The following is a 21,213-nucleotide window of genomic DNA, read 5'->3' on the forward strand; positions in this document are numbered from 1 at the left end:
ACAGTGAGTTTCGGGGGACCCAACCCGTACCAGCCGCAGTGGCCACCGAACGGCGGACCGTATCCGCCGCCCCCGAACCAGGGACCCTACGTCCCGCCCCCGAACCCGGGACCGTATCCGCCGCCGTACGTCCCGCCGCAGCCCGGTCAGCCGCCGTACAACCCCTACGCTCCGCACCCGCCGGGCTTCCCGCCGCACCCGCAGCCGTACGTCCCGCCGCGCCGCAACGACTCCCTCTGGTCGCTGCTGGTCGGTCTGCGGGGCGCCGAATGGCCGCCCCTGCGTGACCTGTTGCGAGCCGGGCGGACCCGGATCCACGGCTGTGTGTGGGCGCTCCTGGTGTTCCCGTGCAGCTGGTTCGCGATCGTGCCCCTCATGGTGGGCTACTCCTTCGCCCGCTCGGCCCGCATCCGGGCGCACCGGCTCTTCCCGGTGCGCGGTCACCGGCACTTCGACGATCCCCACGTGTGGCGCATCCAGAAGGCGCGGGCCTGGACCGCGGCCGTCATGTCCCTTCTGCTGCTTGCCGTGTACGGAAAACCGGAGGACATCAGTGAGGCCCAGCAGCAGTACATGATGCGGCTGGCCGTCACCCCGCCGCTGCTGCTGGTGAGCGCCCCCGTGGTCATCGCCCTGCTGTTCCGCATGGCGTCGGCGGCGGCGCGGGCCGAGATGCGACCGCGGCTGCGCGCCGCGGGGCGGTCGGCGCTGTGGTACGTCGGCGCTGTGACAGCGGTGCCGCTGTGCGTGGCCGGGATCACCGTGACCGGAAGCGAGTCGGAGGTCCCCGGCGGTGCCTGGTACGGCTCGCCCTGGGTCGTACTGGCGATCTTCCTGCCGTTCGTCTGGCTGCTGTTCTTCCTCGGCTTCGCCACCGGCCCCGCGATCCGCAGCGGCTTCAACGCCGCCGCGGTGCACCCCGCGCTGCCCGCCCTGCTCACCGGCACCCTGGTGTGGGAGTTCGCCGCGATCAGCATGCTCGCGGGCGGACTGCCCCCGGGCCCGCCCCTGATCCAGTTCCTCGCCCTGCTCGGCGGCCCGGCCTCGGTCACCGCGGTGGCCTGGTGGGAGATCCGGCGACTGCGCACCCTGCACGGTGTGACCCTGCGGCGCTGAGACCCGCACCGCCGCGCGGTACAACGGGTGCGACCGTGATTACGTATGGCCCATGACTGCGATCAGACTGCTCCTCGTCGACGACGACCCACTGGTGCGGGCGGGACTGTCCTTCATGATGGGGGGTGCGGACGACATCGAGATCGTCGGCGAGGCCGCCGACGGCGGCGAGGTCGAGGCGCTCGTCGACCGCACCCGCCCCGATGTCGTCCTGATGGACATCCGGATGCCGACGGTGGACGGTCTCACCGCCACCGAGCGGCTGCGTCGGCGCAAGGACGCCCCGCAGGTCGTGGTCCTGACCACCTTTCACGCCGACGACCAGGTGCTGCGGGCCCTGCGCGCGGGCGCGGCCGGATTCGTCCTCAAGGACACCCCGCCCGCCGAGATACTCGACGCCGTGCGCAGGGTCGCCGCCGGGGACCCCGTCCTGTCGCCCACCGTCACCCGCCAGTTGATGGAGCACGCGGTCGGCACCGCCGCCGACAACCGCCGCACACGCGCGCGGGAGCGCATCGCCGCCCTCAACGAGCGCGAGCGGGAGGTCGCCGTCGCGGTCGGCCGGGGTCTGGCCAATGCCGGGATCGCCGCGGAACTCTTCATGAGCGTCGCCACGGTCAAGACCCACGTCTCCCGCATCCTCGCCAAGCTCGACCTGAACAACCGGGTGCAGATCGCCCTGCTGGCATACGACGCGGGACTCGTCGGGGACGGCGATCAGGACGGGCATTAGGCGTGTCGACCTGATGCCCTCACTCTGCTCCTGCTCACCTGAGCACCGGCTCGGCCCCGCCCGGGATCTCCGCGAGCCGGACGGGTCTGTGCTCCCGGCGCGACAGTTCGCACGCCTCCGCGATCCTGAGCGCCTGCAACGCCTCGCGTCCGTCGCAGGGGTTGGCCCGCTCGCCCCGCACCACCTCCACGAACGCGCACAGTTCGGCCTCGTAGGCGGGGTCGAACCGCTCCAGGAAGGTGGTCCAGGGCTTGCTGGCGGCCGGTGGTCCGGTCGGCTCGGTCGACGCGATCGGCGTACGGTCGTCCAGCCCGACCACGACCTGGTCCAGCTCCCCGGCGAGCTCCATGCGCACGTCGTAGCCTGCGCCGTTCAGCCGGGTCGCGGTGGCCGTGGCCAGCGTGCCGTCGTCGAGGGTGAGGAGCACGGCCGCCGTGTCGACGTCGCCCGCCTCGCGGAACACCGGGGGACCGGCGTCGGACCCGGCGGCGTACACGTCGACGACCTCGTGCCCGGTCACCCAGCGCACCATGTCGAAGTCATGGATCAACGTGTCCCGGAAGAGCCCCCCGGACAGCGGCAGGTACGCGGCCGGCGGCGGCGCCTGGTCGGAGGTCAGCGCCCGTACGGTGTGCAGCCGCCCGAGCCGGCCCGAGCGGACCGCCTCGCGCGCGCCCGTGTAGCCCGCGTCGAAGCGGCGCTGGAAGCCCATCTGGAGGATCGTTCCGGCGGCCTCGACCTCGGCGATCGCATGCAGCGAGCCGGGCAGGTCGAGCGCGATCGGTTTCTCGCAGAACACCGGCAGCCCCGAGCGCGCTGCCCGACCGATCAGTTCGGCGTGCGCCGACGTCGCCGTCGTGATCACCACGGCGTCCACACCCCACCGGAAGATCTCGTCCATGCCCGGCGCGGCCGTCTCCCCGAGCCGGTGCGCCAGCTCCTGTGCCCGCGCGGGGTCGACGTCCGTGAGGATCAAGGAGCCCACGTCCCGGTGGCGGCTGAGCGTGTTCGCATGAATGGTGCCGATGCGGCCCGTCCCGATGACCCCGATGCGCATGGAAACAAAGTGGGGTCGCACCCACCGCACTGTCAATGCTTATGTCCGGACAATCGGACTACACAACTTCCCGTCAACCCGTCACGGAGCTACGCTCGGCCCGTGCCGAAACCAGATGTGGACCCGACCGTACAGCTCGACCTCAGCGTGGACCGGAGTTCTCCGGTGCCGCTGTACTTCCAGCTGTCCCAGCAGCTCGAGGCCGCGATCGAGCGGGGAACGCTCACCCCCGGCAGCCTGCTGGGCAACGAGATCGAGCTCGCCGCCCGGCTCGGCCTGTCCCGCCCCACCGTCCGCCAGGCCATCCAGTCCCTGGTCGACAAGGGCCTGCTCGTGCGCCGCCGCGGTGTCGGCACCCAGGTCGTGCACAGCCAGGTCAAGCGTCCGCTGGAGCTCAGCAGCCTCTACGACGACCTGGAGGCGGCCGGGCAGCGCCCGGCGACCAAGGTCCTGGTCAACACCGTCGTCCCGGCGTCCGCCGAGGTGGCGGCAGCCCTCGGCGTCAGCGAGGACAGCGACGTGCACCGGGTGGAACGGCTACGGCTGGCGCACGGGGAGCCGATGGCGTACCTGTGCAACTTCCTGCCGCCCGGCCTGATCGAACTGGACACCACGCAGCTGGAGGCCACCGGCCTGTACCGGCTGATGCGCGCCGCCGGGATCACCCTGCACAGCGCCCGGCAGTCCATCGGCGCCCGCGCCGCCACCGCCGCCGAGGCCGAACGGCTCGGCGAGAGCGAGGGCGCCCCCCTGCTGACCATGCAGCGCACGACCTTCGACGACACCGGCCGGGCCGTCGAGTACGGCACGCACACCTACCGTCCCACCCGCTACTCCTTCGAGTTCCAACTGCTCGTACGGCCCTGACGACCCCGCGCGGAGCCAGCCCCGTTCGTCGCAATGTCCGGACAAGGCGACCGTCTCGCGCTCCCCGGTCACGAGGCGCACGATCTCCGTGTTCATACTGGGGCGTTTGGGGTCGGCGGGATGACCGGCCCCTTGCATACCTGAAACACAGCAAGAAGGGCACGGCCTCGTGGCACGGTTTCGGACCTGGGTAGGCATCGCGGTGGCAGGGGTGCTGTGCGCCTCCCTCGCGGGGTGCAGCAGCACCGGCGGCAAACGCGCCGAGGACGCCCGCAAGGCCGCGGCCGCCCAGGGCAAGGCAGCGGTGAACACGCCCCGCTGGACCTTCGCCATGATCACTCACTCGGGCGACGGCGACACCTTCTGGGACATCGTCCAGAGCGGCGCCGAGCAGGCCGCCGTCAAGGACAACATCAACTTCCTGTACTCCCACGACGACGAGGCTCAGCAGCAGGCGCAGCTCGTGGACGCGGCCGTCGACAAGGGCGTCGACGGCATCATCGTCACCCTCGCCAAGCCCGACGCGATGAAGGCCGCCGTCGCCCGCGCCGTCAAGGCCGGCATCCCGGTGATCACCGTGAACTCCGGCTCCGCGGAGTCCAAGGACTTCGGCGCACTCACTCACATCGGCCAGGACGAGACGATCGCCGGCCAGGCCGTCGGCGAGGAGCTGAACGAGCGCGGGAAGAAGAAGGCGGTCTGCGTCCTGCACGAGCAGGGCAACGTCGGCCACGAGCAGCGCTGCGCCGGCGTGCAGGAGACCTTCGACGGCGCGGTGCAGAACCTCTACGTCACCGGTACCAACATGCCCGACGTGCAGTCCGCCCTCGAGGCCAAGCTGCAGTCCGACACCGCGGTCGACGCCGTCGTCACTCTCGGTGCCCCGTACGCCGACACCGCCGTCAAGGCCAGGGAGAGCGCCGGCAGCGACGCCGAGATCGACACCTTCGACCTCAACGCCAAGGTGGCCGCCGGACTGAGGGACGGCACCCTCGGCTTCGCCGTCGACCAGCAGCCCTACCTGCAGGGCTACCAGGCGGTCGACCTGCTGTGGCTGTACAAGTACAACGCCGATGTCCTCGGCGGCGGCAAGCCCGTGCTCACCGGCCCGCAGATCATCACCAAGGACCAGGCGGGCGCGCTCGCGGAGTACACCGAGCGGGGCACCCGATGAGCGCGATCACTGACGAAAGGATTCTGCACGCCTCACCGCTGCGTAAGCTGCTCGGCCGCCCGGAACTGGGCTCGGTCGTCGGCGCGATCGCGGTCTTCGTCTTCTTCGTGGTCGCCGCCGACAGCTTCCTGAAGGCATCCAGCCTGAGCACCGTGCTCTACGCGTCCTCCACGATCGGCATCATGGCCGTCCCGGTCGCCCTGCTGATGATCGGCGGCGAGTTCGACCTGTCCGCGGGTGTCCTCGTGACGTCCTCGGCGCTGGTCTCGTCGATGTTCAGCTACCAGATGACGGCGAACGTCTGGGTCGGCGTCGGCGTTTCCCTGCTGGTCACGCTCGCGATCGGCGCCTTCAACGGCTTCATGCTCACCCGCACCAAGCTGCCGAGCTTCATCATCACGCTCGGCACCTTCCTGATGCTGACCGGCATGAACCTCGGCTTCACCAAGCTGATCTCCGGCACCGTCTCCACCAAGACGATCGCCGACATGGAGGGCTTCCCCACCGCCCACGACGTCTTCGCCTCGACCCTGACCGTCGGCGGCGTCGACTTCAAGATCACCATCCTGTGGTGGTTCGGTCTGATCGCCCTCGCCAGCTGGATCCTGCTGCGTACCCGCGCCGGCAACTGGATCTTCGCGGTCGGCGGCAACCAGGACGCGGCCCGCGCGGTCGGCGTCCCGGTCGCCAGGACCAAGATCGGCCTCTACATGGGCGTGGCCTTCGGTGCCTGGGTCTCCGGCCAGCACCTGCTCTTCTCCTACGACGTCGTCCAGTCCGGCGAGGGCGTGGGCAACGAGCTGATCTACATCATCGCCGCCGTCATCGGCGGCTGCCTGATCACCGGCGGCTACGGCAGCGCGGTCGGCTCGGCGGTCGGCGCGTTCATCTTCGGCATGACCAGCAAGGGCATCGTCTTCGCCGAGTGGAACCCCGACTGGTTCAAGTTCTTCCTCGGAGCGATGCTGCTCCTCGCGACCCTGCTCAACGCCTGGGTCCGCAAGCGCGCGGAGGCCACCAAGTGACGGAAACCCCTCGGCGTACGGCGCTCGTGGAGCTGTCCGACGTCAGCAAGCACTACGGCAACGTCCGCGCCCTCGAAGGTGTCTCCCTGGAGGTCCATGCAGGGGAGATCACCTGCGTCCTCGGCGACAACGGGGCGGGCAAGTCGACCCTGATCAAGATCATCGCCGGTCTGCACCAGCACGACGGCGGCACCCTGCGCATCGAGGGCGAGGAGACCCGCCTCGCCTCCCCGCGCGAGGCCCTGGACCGCGGTATCGCCACGGTCTACCAGGACCTGGCCGTCGTCCCTTTGATGCCGGTCTGGCGGAACTTCTTCCTGGGCTCCGAACCCCGCAAGGGCACCGGCCCCTTCAAGCGCATGGACGTCGACCTCATGCGCCGCACCACCCACTCCGAACTCCTGCGCATGGGCATCGACCTGCGCGATGTGGACCAGCCGATCGGCACCCTCTCGGGCGGCGAGCGTCAGTGTGTGGCGATCGCACGGGCGGTGCACTTCGGCGCGAAGGTCCTCGTGCTCGACGAGCCGACGGCGGCGCTGGGTGTGAAGCAGTCAGGGGTGGTCCTGAAGTATGTGGCGGCGGCCAGGGACCAGGGACTGGGTGTTGTGTTGATCACCCACAACCCGCATCACGCGTATCTGGTCGGCGACCGTTTCGTGCTGCTGAAGCGCGGCAGCATGGTGGCGAACCACACACGTGACTCGGTGACATTGGACGAGCTGACACGCCAGATGGCAGGCGGAAACGACCTGGATGATCTACGCCATGAACTGCAGCGCACCTAGGGGCGCGGGGGAACTGCGCGACCAGCCACAACGGACCCGCAGACGGCGTACGTCATGAACCACCCCATGCCTCCCCTGTTCGGCACCCGGCGTGAGCGTGCGGCAGAATCGGCGGCGATGAGCACCTACCGTGACCTCCCGATCTCCCGGGCGCTGAGTTCCGCCCGCGCAGGCGGCGCCCCCATCGGCTCCCGCCGCGCCCCGGTGCTGCGCACGGTCGGCACCCGGGAGCGCCGCTCCCATCTGACGGCACCCCGGGTGCCGACGGTGGGCATCGACATCGGCGGCACCAAGGTGATGGCCGGAGTCGTCGACGCCGACGGCAACATCCTGGAGAAGCTCCGCACGGAGACCCCGGACAAGTCCAAGAGCCCGAAGGTCGTCGAGGACACCATCGTCGAACTGGTCCTGGACCTGTCCGACCGCCACGACGTGCACGCGGTCGGCATCGGCGCGGCCGGCTGGGTCGACGCCGACCGCAACCGCGTCCTGTTCGCCCCCCACCTGTCCTGGCGCAACGAACCCCTGCGGGACCGCCTCGCCGGCCGGCTGTCCGTCCCGGTCCTGGTGGACAACGACGCCAACACCGCAGCCTGGGCCGAGTGGCGCTTCGGCGCCGGCCGCGGCGAGGACCACCTGGTGATGATCACGCTGGGTACCGGCATCGGCGGCGCGATCCTGGAGGACGGCCAGGTCAAGCGGGGCAAGTTCGGTGTCGCGGGCGAGTTCGGGCACATGCAGGTGGTGCCCGGCGGCCACCGCTGCCCGTGCGGCAACCGCGGCTGCTGGGAGCAGTACAGCTCCGGGAACGCGCTGGTCCGGGAGGCCAGGGAACTGGCCGCCGCCGACTCGCCGGTGGCGTACGGGATCATCGAGCACGTCAAGGGCAACGTCGCGGACATCACCGGCCCGATGATCACCGAGCTGGCCCGCGAGGGCGACGCGATGTGCATCGAGCTGCTTCAGGACATAGGGCAGTGGCTCGGCGTCGGCATCGCCAACCTGGCGGCCGCCCTGGATCCCTCCTGCTTCGTGATCGGCGGCGGCGTCAGCGCGGCCGACGACCTGCTGATCGGCCCCGCCCGGGACGCCTTCCGGCGCCATCTCACCGGCCGCGGCTACCGCCCCGAGGCCCGCATCACCCGCGCCCAGCTCGGCCCCGAGGCCGGCATGGTCGGCGCCGCCGACCTCGCCCGGCTGGTCGCCCGCCGCTTCCGCCGTGCCAAGCGCCGCCGGGTGGAGCGGTACGAGCGCTACGAGCGGTACGCGGAGGCTCGCCGTACCGGGGAGTGGACGTGACCGGTTCCCTGCCCCCACAGGGCGGTCCCGCGGGCGAGCTGGACGTTCAGGCCGAGGACCGTGCTCACGTGATCCGCCGGAGAGCGTTCACCCTGCTCATCATCGTGCTGCTCATCGGCATCCCGGCCGGCTATCTGGTGATCTCCGCCAACCAGAGCCGCAACAGCGGCAAGGCCAAGGAGGAGAAGTACTCGGCCCGGGGCCTGACCGAGGGCTGGCCGTCCAAGGTGCAGCGCCGCCTGTACCAGGTGCCGATACCGCATCCGGCCAACCAGGTGGCGTGGTACGAGACGAACAACTGGCGGACCAGCCGCCTCTACGTGCAGTTCCAGACCACGCACGCCGGACTGGACGCCTTCCTGAAGGAGATCGGTGTCAGTCGTGGGCAGCTGGACAAGGGCAACATCACCATCGGTGCCCGCGACCGGAACGTTACCGGCTGGAAATTCGCCGGCCCCGGCGCCCGGCCCGGAACCTACTGGGGCCTGGTCCACGAGCAGAAGGACCCCAGGCCGACGCAGCAAGTGGTCGTGAACACGGGCAACCCGACCTACCCGATGGTGTACGTCGTCTCCCGCGTGATTCCCTGACCGCGCCCGGCTGCGCGCCGCCGGTCGCCGGGGCCGATTGTCAGACTCCGCCCGTAGAGTCGAAGACGTCTGATCCGACGAGCGGGCGGGAGGTGACCATGCGTACGGGCGAACAGGCCGGGGCGGACCGGCGGGCGGACGGTTCTGCCGTGTCCGCGGGACTCGCAGCCGTCTTCCTCCCGGCACCACTTCCGCGCGCGGGCCGGGTCGCCTTCTGGGATCCGCAGAACGGTTCGCCGGCCTTCTCCGCCCCCGCAGCGGCACCCCCATCGGGCGCCGAGCGCATGGACCTGACCGTCGTACGACACCATGGTGCCGGCGTGCGCCGCAGGCGGACGCCCGCACTGACCCTGCCGGTCGGCGAGGCCCTGCCGCTGCTCGTGCGCGCGCGGCACGACCCCGCCGCCCACCCCGCCACGGCCTGCTGGGGCGCAGCCGCCCTGCACGCGCTGCGGCTCGCCGCCCGCGGCCGCCTGCTGCCCGGCCTGACGCCCACCGGCCACGACGCCTGGCGGGCCGGCCCCCTCGACCCCGACGACATCGCCCACCTGCGCGCGGTGGCCGCCGCCCTGCCGTACGAGGGCCATGCGGTGCCCCTGCCCGGCCCGGGCCCGCTTCTGCTGCCCGAGCCGGAAGCCCTGATGCGCTCCTTCCTGGACGCGGTCGCCGACACCCTGCCCCGCACCCCGGCCGCCGCGCACGCCTGCGGCAGGCCCTTCGCGGCGCAGGAACCGCAGCACCTGCCCGCCGCGCACGACTGGGCCGCCGAGGTCGCCGCCGGGATGGACGCGGGGGTGCGGATCTCGCTCCGCCTGGACCTGTCGGCGTACGAGCTGTTCGACGTGGGGGAGAGCGGCGACCGGGTGCGCCGGGCGGGGGCCGCGATCGTGCAGGTGCACAGCCTCGCCGACCCCACGCTCGTCGTCGACGCGGCCGCGCTGTGGGCGGGCGACGCGGACGCCGAGTTCGGTCCCCGTGCGCGGGTGGACGCCGCGCTCGCCATCCGCCGGGCGGCCCGCGTCTGGCCTCCGCTGGACCGACTCGCCGAGCAGGACGTGCCCGACGTGCTCGCCCTGTCCGAGCCGGAGCTCGGCGACCTGCTCGGCGCGGCGGCCGGCCGGCTCGCAGCGGCCGGGGTCGCCGTGCACTGGCCCCGCGACCTGGCCAGGGACCTCACGGCGGCCGCGGTCGTACGGCCCGCGCCGGGCTCGGCGACCGACGGCACCGGCTTCTTCGAGAGCGAGGAACTGCTCCAGTTCCGCTGGCAGTTGGCGCTCGGCGGCGAGCCGCTCACCGAGTCCGAGATGGACGCGCTGGCCGAGGCCCACCGTCCCGTCGTACGGCTGCGGGACCAGTGGGTGCTCGTCGACCCGGCCCTGGTCCGCAAGGCCCGCAAGCGCGAACTGGGCCTGCTCGACCCGGTCGACGCGCTGTCCGTCGCCCTCGCCGGCACCGCGGAGGTCGACGGCGAGCAGGTCGAGGCAGTGCCGGTCGGCGCACTCGCGGCGCTGCGCGAGCGGCTGACCGCCGGCGTACGGCCCGCCGAACCACCCGCCGGCCTCCGGGCGACCCTGCGCGACTACCAACTCCGGGGCCTGGCCTGGCTCGACCTCATGACCTCCCTCGGCCTCGGCGGCTGCCTCGCCGACGACATGGGACTGGGCAAGACGGTCACCGTCATCGCCCTCCACCTCAAGCGGGCCCGCACCGAACCCACCCTGGTGGTCTGCCCGGCCTCCCTGCTCGGCAACTGGCAGCGGGAGATCAACCGGTTCGCCCCCGGCGTTCCCGTCCGCCGCCACCACGGCGCCGAGCGCACCCTGGACGATCTCGACGGCGGATTCGTCCTCACCACGTACGCCACGATGCGCTCGGCCGCCCCGACACTGGCACAGCAGAAGTGGGGCATGGTCGTCGCGGACGAGGCACAGCACGTCAAGAACCCCTACTCGGCGACGGCGAAGGCCCTGCGCACCATCCCGACGCCCGCGCGCGTGGCCCTGACCGGCACGCCGGTGGAGAACAATCTCTCCGAGCTGTGGGCGCTGCTGGACTGGACGACCCCCGGCCTCCTCGGCCCCCTGAAGTCCTTCCGCGCCCGGCACGCGCGCGCGGTGGAGAACGGCGAGGACGAGGAGGCGGTGACCAGGCTGGCCCGCCTCGTCCGGCCCTTCCTGCTGCGCCGCAAGAAGTCCGACCCCGGCATCGTCCCCGAACTGCCGCCCAAGACGGAGACCGACCACCCCGTCCCGCTCACCCGCGAACAGGCCGCGCTGTACGAGGCGGTGGTGCGGGAGTCCCTGCTGGCCATCGAGACGGCGGAGGGCATCGCGCGCCGCGGGCTGGTGCTGAAGCTGCTGACCTCGCTGAAGCAGATCTGCAACCATCCGGCGCTGTATCTGAAGGAGGAGCACGGGGCGGGCGGCGGCGACCGGCTCGCCGCCCGCTCCGGCAAACTCGCCCTGCTGGACGAACTGTTGGACACACTCCTCGCCGAAGACGGCTCGGCACTCGTCTTCACACAGTACGTCGGCATGGCCCGGCTGATCACCACCCACCTGGCCGCCCGCGCCGTCCCGGTGGACCTCCTGCACGGTGGCACACCGGTCCCGGAACGCGAACGCATGGTGGACCGCTTCCAGAGCGGCGCCACACCGGTCCTCGTGCTGTCCCTGAAGGCCGCCGGCACGGGCCTGAACCTGACCCGCGCGGGCCATGTCGTCCACTTCGACCGCTGGTGGAACCCCGCAGTCGAGGAACAGGCCACCGACCGCGCCTACCGCATCGGCCAGACCCAGCCCGTCCAGGTCCACCGTCTCATCACCGAGGGCACGGTCGAGGACCGCATCGCCCAGATGCTGGAGTCCAAGCGGGCCCTCGCCGACGCGATCCTCGGCTCCGGCGAGTCCGCCCTCACCGAACTGACGGACCGTGAGCTGTCCGACCTGGTGTCGTTGCGGAGGGCATCGTGACGGGCGCGAGCGAAGAACACCCGACGGTCCCGAACGGTCCCGCCGCGCCGGACGCCGCTACCCCGACCGACCGCACGCCACAGCCACGCCCCGCCGACGTGGCCCGCCAGGCCCTGCGGGCCGCGCGGGAACGGGGGAGCCGGGATCCCGAGGAGGCCGCCGACCAGTCCACGGACGTGTCATCGACCCCGCCGATGGACCGGCCTCCCGCGGCGAACTCGGCGACTCAAAAGCCCAGGCCCGGCGACGCAGCCCGCGCGGCACTACGCCGGGGGGCATCGACGCGACGCGGCGAGGGCGAAGCCGAGGGCGCGGCGGAGGACGCCGAGCCGGCCGACCGGGCGAACGCCCACCCCGCAGACGCCGCGCGTGACGCACTCCGCGCAGCCCTGCGGGAGCGTGCGGCGGCCTCGGAGACGGACCCTGCTGCTGGTTCGGGGTTGGGTGCCCGTCCTGGCGTGGCTGCTGCTGGTTCGGGGTTGGGTGCCCGTTCCGGCGTGCCTGCCGCTGGTCCGGGTCCGGGCACCCACGCCGGCGGGTCCGCGGCCGACCCCGGGCCGGGCGCTCACCCTGGCGGGTCCGCCGCCGACTCGGAGCCGGGTATCCATCACCGCGTGCCTGCCGTCGGCCCGGAGCCGGGCACCCACCCCGGCAGGTCCGCCACCGACCCGGAGCCCGGCACCCACCCCGGCGTCCTCGCCGCAACCCCCCGTGTCCCCCGCTCCATGGCCTCGCCGCACCGCGACGGTGAGCTGCGCCGCACCTTCCCCGCCTTTCCGGCCCGGTCGTCCGACGACGCGCCCTTCGCCGCGACCTGGTGGGGCAACGCCTGGATCACCGCGCTGGAGGAGGGCGCGCTGGACGTCAAGCGGCTGGCGCGTGGGCGTGGTTACGCCGACCGCGGTCACGTGGACGCCATCACGGTCACGCCCGGACTCGTCCTCGCCTACGTGCGCGGCAGCCGCCCCCGCCCGTACCGCGTGCAGGTCCGGCTGCGCACCCTGGACGACGCCGACTGGGAGCGGTTTCTGGACGCCGCCGCCGACCGGCCCGCGCACATCGCCGCGCTCCTCGACAAGGAGATGCCCGAGGCGCTGGCCGAAGGGGACGTGCCGCTGCTGCCCGGCCCCGGTGACCTCGATCCGCACTGCAGCTGCCCCGACCGCGGCCACCCCTGCAAGCACGCCGCCGCCCTCTGCTACCAGACCGCACGCCTGCTCGACGCCGACCCCTTCGTCCTGCTCCTGCTGCGCGGCCGGGGCGAACGCGAGCTGCTCGACGCGCTCTCCCGGCTGAGCGCCGCCCGCGCGGCCCGCGCCGCCCAGGACCGGGAACCGTCCCCGCTGCCCGGCACGCGGGCCACCGACACCCTCACCCGGCGCGAACTCCCGCCCCTCCCACCCCCGTTGCCCCTCCCCCCGCACCCCGAGCAGCCCCCGGCATACCCGGCTGCCCCGGGCGGCCCGGACCCCTTCGCGCTGGACCAGCTGGCCACCGACGCCGCCGCCCGCGCCCACGCCCTGCTCGCCACCGGCAGGGACCCGGTGGCCGAGCTGACGCTGTGGCAGGACGCGGTACGGCTCGCCGCGGCCCGCCCCGGCTCCGGCCTCACCGCCGGCACCCGCGCCCTGTACTCCTCGCTCGCCTCCGCCGCAGGCCGCACCCCGGCCGAGCTGGCCCGGGCGGTCGCCGCCTGGCGGCAGGGCGGCCTCGACGGCCTCAGCGCCCTGGAGGAACCCTGGGACCCGCCGGCCGGCCGCTTCGACCGGGCCCGCCCGCTCCTCCTCGCCGCCGACCTCCCCGCCTTCCGCCCCCGGCGCAACCGCCTCACCCACCCGCACGGCCACGTTCAGCTCCGCCTCGGCCGCGACAACCTGTGGTACGCCTACGAGTCCGAGCCGGGCCACGACGACTGGTGGCCCCGCGGCACCCCGGACCCCGACCCGGTCGGCGCCCTCACGGGCCTCGGCACCACCGACGAATCCTGACCGCACCTGGCAGGGCCTGAGCGGGGCTCGGCAGTTGCGGGAGGTGTTTGCCCAGGATCCCGGCCCAACGGTGCAGGCATGGGCAAGCCGATGTCTTCCGCCGGTTCTTCTCTCAGTTCTCACACTGCCCGCAGGCCAGCGGACTCATTGCCGCTCCAACACGGCCAACCGCCTGTTCGCCGGCTACCGCCATCACCGGGGCACGGGTTCCAATTCGGAGTGGAAGTGACGCAGGACGGGGGCTTGCTCCACCATGCGGTAGCCGGGGATCCGGTCCTTGTTCTTCGCGGTTGCTTCCAGGATCTCGCCGACGTAGTTCAGGTGGCTGAGCGTGTAGGTCCTGCGGGGGAGGACGAGTCGCAGAAGTTCGAAAGGGGCTGTGGTGACCGGGTTTCCGTGCTCGTCTTCCTTGCCGAGGTAGAGGGATCCCAGCTCGACCGAGCGGATACGGGAGTGGCTCTCATCGGACTGCGTCCGTTCCACGATGCCCACGCCACCACCGAACACCGCGTACGCGAAGCCCTGGGCCGCCAACAGTACGAGGCAGCCTGGTCGCAGGGCGCAACCGCCCAGGACAGTGCGCGACTTGCCCTGGATGACGGAGCACTTCCAGCTACCGCCTCCCTCACAGGAAGACGGCTGGACAGTCACAACGGCAGTCCCGCTACTGACGGCGTCGACCACGATGGACAGTCGGGCCAGGGCGTGAGTCCGGACGGCCCCGATCACACCGGTCACCGAGCGCGGCGTGCGCGGCCTCCGCTCCGGCTTCGCTGCGGCCGCCGGGCCCAACCCCGCGCCGCTCGACCGCCTTCTGCCCACCGTCGGCGCATCCGGCGCACCGCTACGGGAGACGGCCCATGCGGCCGGTGGCGCCCCAGCGGCCTACGACGGCTTCGCGGACACCTTCGCCGCCGAGGCGGCCGTCAGCGCCTACAACGCCCACTACGACCGGCCCACCGTCCTCCGTCTCCTCGCCGACGTGCGCGACCGGCGCGTCCTGGACGCCGGATGCGGGGCCGGCCTGTACCTGGCCGAACTGGTCGAACGCGGCGCGAAGGTGACCGGATTCGACCAGAGCGCCAGACATGGTCCGTCACGCCGCGCCCGCGTCGCCGCCCTGCGCGAACTCCACCGGGTTCTGCGCCGTGCGGGGCGCCTCGTGCTGTCCACCAGCCATCCGACCGCCGACTGGCTCGCCGATGGCGGAAGCTGCTTCGACGCCCGCCATGTCGAAGAGACCTGGACCGGCGGGATGCTGCACCGCTACTGGCGCCAGCCCCTCGAACGCTGGGTGGAGGAGATCACCGAGGCAGGCTTCACCATCGAGCGCCTGGGGAACACCGACCCACCCCGGCAATGGCCCAAACCCCACCCCGGGAATACGCCAAACTGTCCCGTGAGCCCGGATTCATCGCCCTCCGGCTCGCGAAGAACACCGTGCCCCATCCGTCCTCGTCCTGACGGGACGACGCCACGAACGGGAATTCCCATGCCGACCTGCGATAACCCGCGATGAGCACACCGGCCCTGGTGGTCGTGAGCGGCGGCCCCGGTACAGGGAAGACCACGCTCGCCCACGAGCTCGCACGCACCCTCGGATGCCCCGCGATCATCCGCGACGAGATCAAGCAGGCCATGGTCATGTCCACCCCCGGCTACCAGAGCGGCGGCGACGACCCCCTCAACTACCCCACTCTCGATGCCTTTTTCGGTGTACTGAAGGTGCTCCTGAAGGCCGGCGTCACGCTCGTCGCCGAAGCGGCCTTCCAGGACCGGCTGTGGCGCCCGAACCTGGAGCCGCTCACCGGCCTCGCACATATCCGCGTCATTCGCTGCACCACCGAGGTCGGCGTCGCCCACGACCGCATCGTCCAGCGCGCCAAGGAAGACGTTCACCGGGCCGCCCACGGCGACCAGGACCTGCTCGAAACCATCGCCGCCGGAGAGCACTCCCTCGAAGCCTTCGTGCCGATCTCCCTGGACGTCCCCACCCTGACCGTGGACACCTCGGCCGGTTACCAGCCGGCCTTGCCGGACATCGCTGCCTTCGCCCGCGCGTCCGTCCACGACGGGGCGTCACCCGAACGCAAGACGGGAAGCTGACAGCGAGGCAACCGGGCGCTTTTGTACGGGGCTTGGGCGACACCACGTCGGTAAGTCCTGGCGGCTCGTGCTCCGCCCTGCTCTTCACCCGAGTGCCGCGCGCTCCGCTCGTGCATTGGGTTCCGCGTAGCGCAGGGCAGGGCTCGACATGTGGTGCAGAAGGGCAGCGGTCATCCGACAGCGCTCAAGTGCATTGGCAGCCGGTTTATCGCATGCGGATTACCGCGTACGTCTCGCCGTCCCTGGGCGGCCGCGTCCAGGAGCGGGTGGCGAACGTGTGCAGACGGCCGTTCACGATGGCGTGACGCGGCAGATGGGCACCGAACTCCCCGGCCACCGCTTCCAGCAGCGACCGTTCCGCCTCGGCGCCGTCCGCCAGATCACCGAAGAACCGGCTCGGATCCAGTGCCCGCGGTATCTCCCCGCTCTGCCGGACCTCTCCGTCCGCGTATGTGAATGCGTACTGCTCGGCACCGTCTCGCGCCACCGAAAGGTGGAAGAACGGCTCCCCGTGCCATGTCCTCAGACCGCTCCACACCACCACTGTGCGGGTGCCCGTGCCGGCGGCCGCGGCCGGGGAGACGAACCGCTGCCGGTGGAACGGGGCGGGATCGCCGTCGAAGGCGAAGCTCCAGCCGGTGCCGGCCCGGCCGACCGCCATGAGAGCCCTGTCGTCGTAGGACGAGAACTCCCTCTGGCTGTGCAGCGACCTGTGGCGCGCCTCCCAGAGGGTCATGGGTTCGTTCAGCACGATGCCGTCCCCGTCCGCGAGACGCCCGGGCAACTCCTCCGGCTCCACCCCCTCCACCAGGACGAACCGGTAGGACGTGCGGTTGTTGCCCGGGTCCGGCTCCGCGAGCCATGCCAGGTTGCCCGGGTCGAGTCCGGCCGTCGGCCTCGGTGCCTCACCCGCCTGCCCGCCCCGTGGCGTGGACAGCAGCTCGCGGCCCCGCTCCGGGGTCAGCAGCGGCCCGAGCACCGGGTCGGCCACCCACCCCAGTGGCGCCAGGTGGTCCGGTCCCAGCGGCTCCCACAGGGGCAGAGCGTTTGTCAGTGTCCGCCACGCCTCGTCGGTGTCTCCCCACCGCGCCAGCTCCCGCGCCCGCTCGACCGCCTCGCCGAACGGTCCGGACGCCGTGTACCGGTACGTACCGTTCCGCACCTGATCCAGCGTCGCGTAAGCCAGTGACACCAGGTCGTCGTCGGCGCCCCGCAGATGGAACGTCAGCGTGGAGTCGTCCCGATACGAGTGCGCCGCGTGCTCGGCGACCAGCGGCGGCAGCAGCTCGGGAGCGTACTGAGGGTCCGTCACCAGTCCGTCGAAGTACACCATGTGGGTCTGTCCGAGCAGACGGCGTATCTGGTCGCCCAGCCCGACGGCCCGCGGTCTGCCGTACTCCTTGGCCTCGTCCAGCGCCTTCCCGGCCCGTTCCCAGCCGCCGCGCAGCGCCTCCGCCCGGGCCTCCTCCACCAGGGCGTCCAGCTTTCGCGTCGTGTCGTTGGCGAACTCCGGCTCCCCGTCGCTCCGGTGCGCCCGCAGGCTGTGGAACTCCCGGTACATGTCCCGCATGAACGCAAGGAAGTTCGCGTGCCGCTCGGGTGGCGCGGCCCGCCAGCTCGCCCACGTGTACACGGCCCACTCGCCGTCCTCGTCCACGTCCCCGGGATCCAAGAGGACGTGGGTGATGTCGGACTCGACGTCGAGCTGCAGCCCGCGCCGCCAGATGTCCGCCTCCCGCCGCTCCTCGGGCCCGGCGTCCTCGTCCAGGTACTCCTCGAACACGTCCGCGAGTCCCGACTCGTTGTTGTGCCAGCGCGCGTCCTCGGTCCCCGCCAGCAGCCACACGAACCCGCCCGCGTGCCGCCACCCGTCGCTGACCTTGAGGAACTCCCGGTACGACGGGGGCATCCGTCGGCCGAGGCGCTCCTCCATGGCTGCGATCCGCTCCTCGGACGCGGGAGGGAACCCCAGCCACCGCACCCGCCGTGCGGCCTCGTCGTCCTTGCCCCGCATCTCGCCGTCCGGCAGGGAATCCGCCCACTCCCCGCTCCACTTGAGCAGGAGGGACCGCCAGTCGAATGCCGTGGTGTCCGTCATGCGCCCGATGCTGCCACCCGCCACTGACAGTGCTCCGCTGCTTGCTGCGGCCAGCGGGACCCTCTCGTACGTAACCGGCACGGCGGGTTGTGCCGACGTGCTTGCGCCCTGCTTGGTCGATGGAGCAGCCGGCGAACGCCACGTCGGTGGAGGCGATGCCAAGGCCGTGGGCGCGCTTACCTCCGTCCCGGAAGCAGGTGTGCCCCAGCGCACGGGCGAGGATCACCGTCTGCTGCCCGCCGGGCAGCAGAAGAGGAGCGAAGTGGTAGTGACCTGATTCTGAGAGTCCTTGCCTGCTTCGGTGAACATAGGCCCCATGGACCGTCTGCTGCACCTCGACCGCACGCTCGATGAGCTGGACCCACCCCGGTGGGCGTCTCCTGCCGCTGACGCGACCCGGTTGGTGCGCACCGTGCATGAGTTGCGGCGTGTGCCCCTGGGCGAACTCAGTGCGGCGGATCTGCGCACTCTCCTTTCACAGCAGGTGGCACTGCCCTACGTCCTTCCACTTGCCGTGCGCTCGCTGATCGAGGAGCCGCTGCTCGACGCCTGCTTCTACGAGGGCGACCTGCTGCTTGCTGCCGTCAATGCCCCTGCTTCGGCCTGGACCCTGCTGCCAGAGCTCGGCGCGCGGCTGCGGGCCGTGATCACGACTTTGCCGGAGACGGCGGTCGCCGGCCTGCCTCGCGGTGCCGCCGAGGATCTTGCCCGCTTCGTCGCGCGGCCCGAGTCGCTGCGCTGACCTGATTGCTGACCGTGGCGCTACACGCCGCCCGGTGCCGAGCGCTGCGCTCAGCCGGGACGTGACCTGTGTCATTTCGGCCCTCGTGGCACGATGTGGTCCGACTTCATGCAGCCCCCGTCATAGGGGCTTCTGCATGGAGCGGACCACGACGGAGCGGCGTCCGCCGTGGGCACCACTGTCCTCGGACTCTTCGCTCTCGAGCGACCGGAGCCAAGTTGCGGGGCGCAATCAGGCCCAGCCGAACCCACAGTCCGTTCGTTCGCTCCAGCTCGCGGAACTGTTTTGTCTCAGCAACGAACTGGACGAGTCGCTCGACAGACCAGTGGGCCGTCTGAGCGCTGTTGGCAGGCGGTGCCCAAGCCATCGACGGAAGATCGCGAAAGGTGCACTCTGCGTGCTCGGGGAGTAACGAATCGGGGGCCGATCCGATCGACCTGCAGGGCGGGCGAGACCGCCAAGGATGCATCCTGCTGACCGTAGTCAACCAGCGGTCGGCACCGCGCCCTCGCCGAACTCCGGGACGTCTTTGGGCGCCGTGTCACTCGCGGAGACGGACGAACCGGGCCGAGGTGACGCCATACTCCCCGGTCCCTGGGGCGCGGTCCACAGTCTCACCGTGGCCACGAGCAGACCCTGGTAGCGCCCGTGGCCAGGCCGGGCAGTGCCTGCGACCTGGCGAACGGGTGCTTACTTGCGCGGCGTGATGTCAGGTGTTGAAGCGGACGCTGCCCAGCCAACTGACGGATTGGGGGTCACGGTGATCGAAGATGCTGCTGGCGCCGGTGTCCAGCGTGGCGATGCGGTTCATTTCGTCTTCGGTGAGCTGGAAGTCGAAGACGTCGATGTTCTCGGCCATGCGCTCGGGGCGGACGGACTTGGGGATGACCACGATGCTGCGCTGGATGAGCCAGCGCAGGACGACCTGGGCGACGGTCTTGCCATGCGCGATGGCGATCTCGGTCAGGACCGGGTCGGTGAACAGGTCGTCCCGGCCCTGGGCGAGGGGGCCCCAGGACTGGAGCTGGACGCCGCGCTTGCGCATGAGGTCCTGGTCGGCCCCACGCTGGAAGTAGGGATGGGTCTCGATCTGGTTGACGGCGGGGGTGATCTCGTTGTGGTCGATCAGATCGACGAGCCGGTCCGCATAGAAGTTGGAGACTCCGATGGCACGGGCGGCGTCCTGGCGGTTGATGTCCTGCATGGCCCGCCAGGCGCCGTAGTAGTCCCCGAACGGCTGGTGGATGAGATACAGATCGAGGTAGTCGAGGCCGAGTCGCCGCAGTGACCTGTCGAACGCGCGCTTGGTGCTGTCCTCGCCTGCGTCCTGGACCCACAGCTTGGTGGTGATGAACAGCTCGTCGCGGGGGATGCCGCTCTTGGCGATGGCGCGGCCGACGGCTTCCTCGTTCTCGTAGCCGGCGGCGGTGTCGATGTGGCGGTAGCCGGCGGCCAGGGCGTCGGTGACGGCCTGTTCGGTGTGCTCGGGTGCGATCGCGTACACGCCGAAGCCGAGTACCGGCATCTGTACACCGTTGTTGAGGGTGACCTGGGGGATCTGTGCGGTCATGAGCTGGGCTTTCTGATTCTGGTCGTGGGTGCGGTCAGCGGTGCTTGACGCCGGGCTGGGCGGCGGGGGCGAGGGTGGGTCCGGTGACGGGGACGTCGCCGAGGGCCTGGTCGACGGCTGCGAGCAGGTCGTCGGAGAGCTTCACGCCGGAGGCGGCGGCGTTGGCGTGGACCTGTTCGGGACGGGAGGCGCCGGTGATCGCGGAGGCGACCTCGCTGCGGCGCAGGATCCAGGCGAGTGCCAGGGTGGGCATGCTCATCCCGGCCTCCTCGGCGATGGGGACGAGGCGCTGGACGGCTTCGAGGGTGGCGTCGTTGTAGACGAGGTCCTTCGAGACCGCCATGTCGGGGGAGGCGAACCGGCTTCCCTCGGGGACGGGCTGCCCGGGCTTGTACTTTCCGGTCAGGACGCCCTGGGCCAGCGGCGACCAGACGATCTGCGAGATGCCGTTGGCCGTGCACAGGCCGAAGACCTCGGCCTCGGGGGCCTGCCAGAGCATGGAGTACTGGGGCTGGGAGGAGACGAACAGGTCGGGGCCGGCGATGTCGATCGCGGCCTGGATCTGCTCGGGGGTCCACTCGCTGAAACCGAGGTAGCGGGCCTTGCCCTGCTGGACCACCTTCTGGAACGCCTCGATGGTGTCCTCGATCGGGACGGTGGGGTCGAAGCGGTGCGCCTGGTACAGGTCGACGTAGTCGGTCTGGAGGCGGGTGAGGGAGGCGTCGATCTGCTTGGCGATCTGGGCGGGGGACAGGCCCTGGTCGGCCGGGTCGTCCGACATCGGGAAGTAGACCTTGGTGGCCAGGATGTAGGAGTCGCGTCGGTGGGACGCGAGGATCTCGCCCCACGCCGTCTCGGCGGCTCCCTGCCCGTAGACGTTGGCGGTGTCGAAGAAGTTGATGCCGGCGTCGAACGCTGCCTCGGTGCAGGCGCGGGTGGCGTCGGCCTCGATGCCGCCGGCGTAGGTTAGCCAGGAGCCGAGGGAGATCTCGGAGACCTCCAGGTCAGAGCTGCCAAGTGTGCGGTACCGCATGATTGCTCTTTTCGGTTGATGGGTGATGGTTTACAGGTGTCCGGTCAGCGTCGGC

At 71.2% G+C, this 21,213-nt stretch carries 18 protein-coding genes; 13 read left to right on the top strand and 5 right to left on the bottom strand.

Annotated elements, in window-relative coordinates; all coding sequences use genetic code 11:
• The first annotated feature begins 3 nt into the window (after positions 1–3).
• Together ACFVJQ_RS24850 and ACFVJQ_RS24855 are read left to right on the top strand one after the other, a co-directional pair.
• The gene (locus ACFVJQ_RS24850; RefSeq protein WP_385515288.1) at positions 4–1,116 is read left to right on the top strand and encodes a hypothetical protein; all 1,113 of its coding nucleotides are present in this window, start codon (positions 4–6) and stop codon (positions 1,114–1,116) included.
• 52 nt (positions 1,117–1,168) lie between these two features.
• Positions 1,169–1,849, top strand: coding sequence for a response regulator (locus tag ACFVJQ_RS24855; RefSeq protein ID WP_385786970.1), 681 nt, complete (start codon positions 1,169–1,171; stop codon positions 1,847–1,849).
• A gap of 34 nt (positions 1,850–1,883) precedes the next feature.
• Here the strand turns inward: ACFVJQ_RS24855 and ACFVJQ_RS24860 are convergent, their stop codons facing one another.
• Complete coding sequence (locus ACFVJQ_RS24860) at positions 1,884–2,906, bottom strand: Gfo/Idh/MocA family oxidoreductase (RefSeq protein WP_385515286.1); 1,023 nt, start codon at positions 2,904–2,906, stop codon at positions 1,884–1,886.
• 117 nt (positions 2,907–3,023) lie between these two features.
• Here ACFVJQ_RS24860 and ACFVJQ_RS24865 point away from each other — a divergent pair, with 117 nt between their 5' ends.
• From ACFVJQ_RS24865 to ACFVJQ_RS24900, 8 genes are all read left to right on the top strand, one after another.
• Entirely contained in the window at positions 3,024–3,773 is a 750-nt protein-coding gene (locus ACFVJQ_RS24865) for a GntR family transcriptional regulator (RefSeq protein ID WP_385787022.1), read from the top strand.
• A gap of 169 nt (positions 3,774–3,942) precedes the next feature.
• Entirely contained in the window at positions 3,943–4,947 is a 1,005-nt protein-coding gene (locus ACFVJQ_RS24870) for a sugar ABC transporter substrate-binding protein (RefSeq protein WP_385786973.1), read from the top strand.
• The gene (locus tag ACFVJQ_RS24875; protein ID WP_385786976.1) at positions 4,944–5,972 is read left to right on the top strand and encodes an ABC transporter permease; all 1,029 of its coding nucleotides are present in this window, start codon (positions 4,944–4,946) and stop codon (positions 5,970–5,972) included. The genes ACFVJQ_RS24870 and ACFVJQ_RS24875 overlap by 4 nt, the downstream gene beginning before the upstream one ends.
• Positions 5,969–6,760: an ATP-binding cassette domain-containing protein gene (locus ACFVJQ_RS24880; protein WP_385515283.1), complete on the top strand. Its 792-nt coding sequence runs from the start codon at positions 5,969–5,971 to the stop codon at positions 6,758–6,760. The genes ACFVJQ_RS24875 and ACFVJQ_RS24880 overlap by 4 nt, the downstream gene beginning before the upstream one ends.
• A 117-nt stretch (positions 6,761–6,877) precedes the next feature.
• Entirely contained in the window at positions 6,878–8,059 is a 1,182-nt protein-coding gene (locus ACFVJQ_RS24885) for an ROK family glucokinase (protein WP_129801394.1), read from the top strand.
• Complete coding sequence (locus ACFVJQ_RS24890) at positions 8,056–8,649, top strand: sugar kinase (protein WP_385786980.1); 594 nt, start codon at positions 8,056–8,058, stop codon at positions 8,647–8,649. The genes ACFVJQ_RS24885 and ACFVJQ_RS24890 overlap by 4 nt, the downstream gene beginning before the upstream one ends.
• Before the next feature lie 98 nt (positions 8,650–8,747).
• Positions 8,748–11,621 carry a DEAD/DEAH box helicase gene (locus ACFVJQ_RS24895; protein WP_385515281.1) on the top strand — a complete coding sequence of 958 codons (2,874 nt, stop codon included), beginning with the start codon at positions 8,748–8,750 and terminating at the stop codon, positions 11,619–11,621.
• Positions 11,618–13,609 (top strand): SWIM zinc finger family protein, encoded by a 1,992-nt coding sequence (locus tag ACFVJQ_RS24900; RefSeq protein ID WP_385786983.1) that lies wholly within the window; start codon positions 11,618–11,620, stop codon positions 13,607–13,609. Before ACFVJQ_RS24895 ends, ACFVJQ_RS24900 begins: the two co-directional genes overlap by 4 nt.
• A 192-nt stretch (positions 13,610–13,801) precedes the next feature.
• Here the strand turns inward: ACFVJQ_RS24900 and ACFVJQ_RS24905 are convergent, their stop codons facing one another.
• The gene (locus ACFVJQ_RS24905) at positions 13,802–14,143 is read right to left on the bottom strand and encodes a hypothetical protein (RefSeq protein WP_385786986.1); all 342 of its coding nucleotides are present in this window, start codon (positions 14,141–14,143) and stop codon (positions 13,802–13,804) included.
• A 214-nt stretch (positions 14,144–14,357) separates the two neighbouring features.
• Here ACFVJQ_RS24905 and ACFVJQ_RS24910 point away from each other — a divergent pair, with 214 nt between their 5' ends.
• Positions 14,358–15,128 (top strand): class I SAM-dependent DNA methyltransferase, encoded by a 771-nt coding sequence (locus ACFVJQ_RS24910; protein WP_385786989.1) that lies wholly within the window; start codon positions 14,358–14,360, stop codon positions 15,126–15,128.
• The gene (locus ACFVJQ_RS24915) at positions 15,125–15,715 is read left to right on the top strand and encodes an AAA family ATPase (RefSeq protein WP_385786992.1); all 591 of its coding nucleotides are present in this window, start codon (positions 15,125–15,127) and stop codon (positions 15,713–15,715) included. The genes ACFVJQ_RS24910 and ACFVJQ_RS24915 overlap by 4 nt, the downstream gene beginning before the upstream one ends.
• 205 nt (positions 15,716–15,920) lie before the next feature.
• Here the strand turns inward: ACFVJQ_RS24915 and ACFVJQ_RS24920 are convergent, their stop codons facing one another.
• Positions 15,921–17,813: an SMI1/KNR4 family protein gene (locus tag ACFVJQ_RS24920; RefSeq protein ID WP_385786995.1), complete on the bottom strand. Its 1,893-nt coding sequence runs from the start codon at positions 17,811–17,813 to the stop codon at positions 15,921–15,923.
• Positions 17,814–18,129: 316 nt separating this feature from the next.
• On the opposite strand from ACFVJQ_RS24920, the gene ACFVJQ_RS24925 reads away from it, so the two are divergent.
• Positions 18,130–18,555 carry a contact-dependent growth inhibition system immunity protein gene (locus tag ACFVJQ_RS24925; RefSeq protein ID WP_385786998.1) on the top strand — a complete coding sequence of 142 codons (426 nt, stop codon included), beginning with the start codon at positions 18,130–18,132 and terminating at the stop codon, positions 18,553–18,555.
• A 709-nt stretch (positions 18,556–19,264) separates the two neighbouring features.
• Here ACFVJQ_RS24925 and ACFVJQ_RS24930 read toward each other — a convergent pair.
• The gene (locus ACFVJQ_RS24930) at positions 19,265–20,113 is read right to left on the bottom strand and encodes an aldo/keto reductase (protein WP_385787025.1); all 849 of its coding nucleotides are present in this window, start codon (positions 20,111–20,113) and stop codon (positions 19,265–19,267) included.
• Between the two features lie 46 nt (positions 20,114–20,159).
• A complete protein-coding gene (locus ACFVJQ_RS24935) occupies positions 20,160–21,158 on the bottom strand; it encodes an aldo/keto reductase family protein (RefSeq protein ID WP_385515274.1) in 999 nt (332 codons plus the stop codon).
• Positions 21,159–21,213: the final 55 nt, after the last annotated feature.

Source organism: Streptomyces sp. NPDC127197 (assembly GCF_042672405.1).
In the GTDB taxonomy this organism is placed as follows: Bacteria; Actinomycetota; Actinomycetes; order Streptomycetales; family Streptomycetaceae; genus Streptomyces; species Streptomyces flavusporus.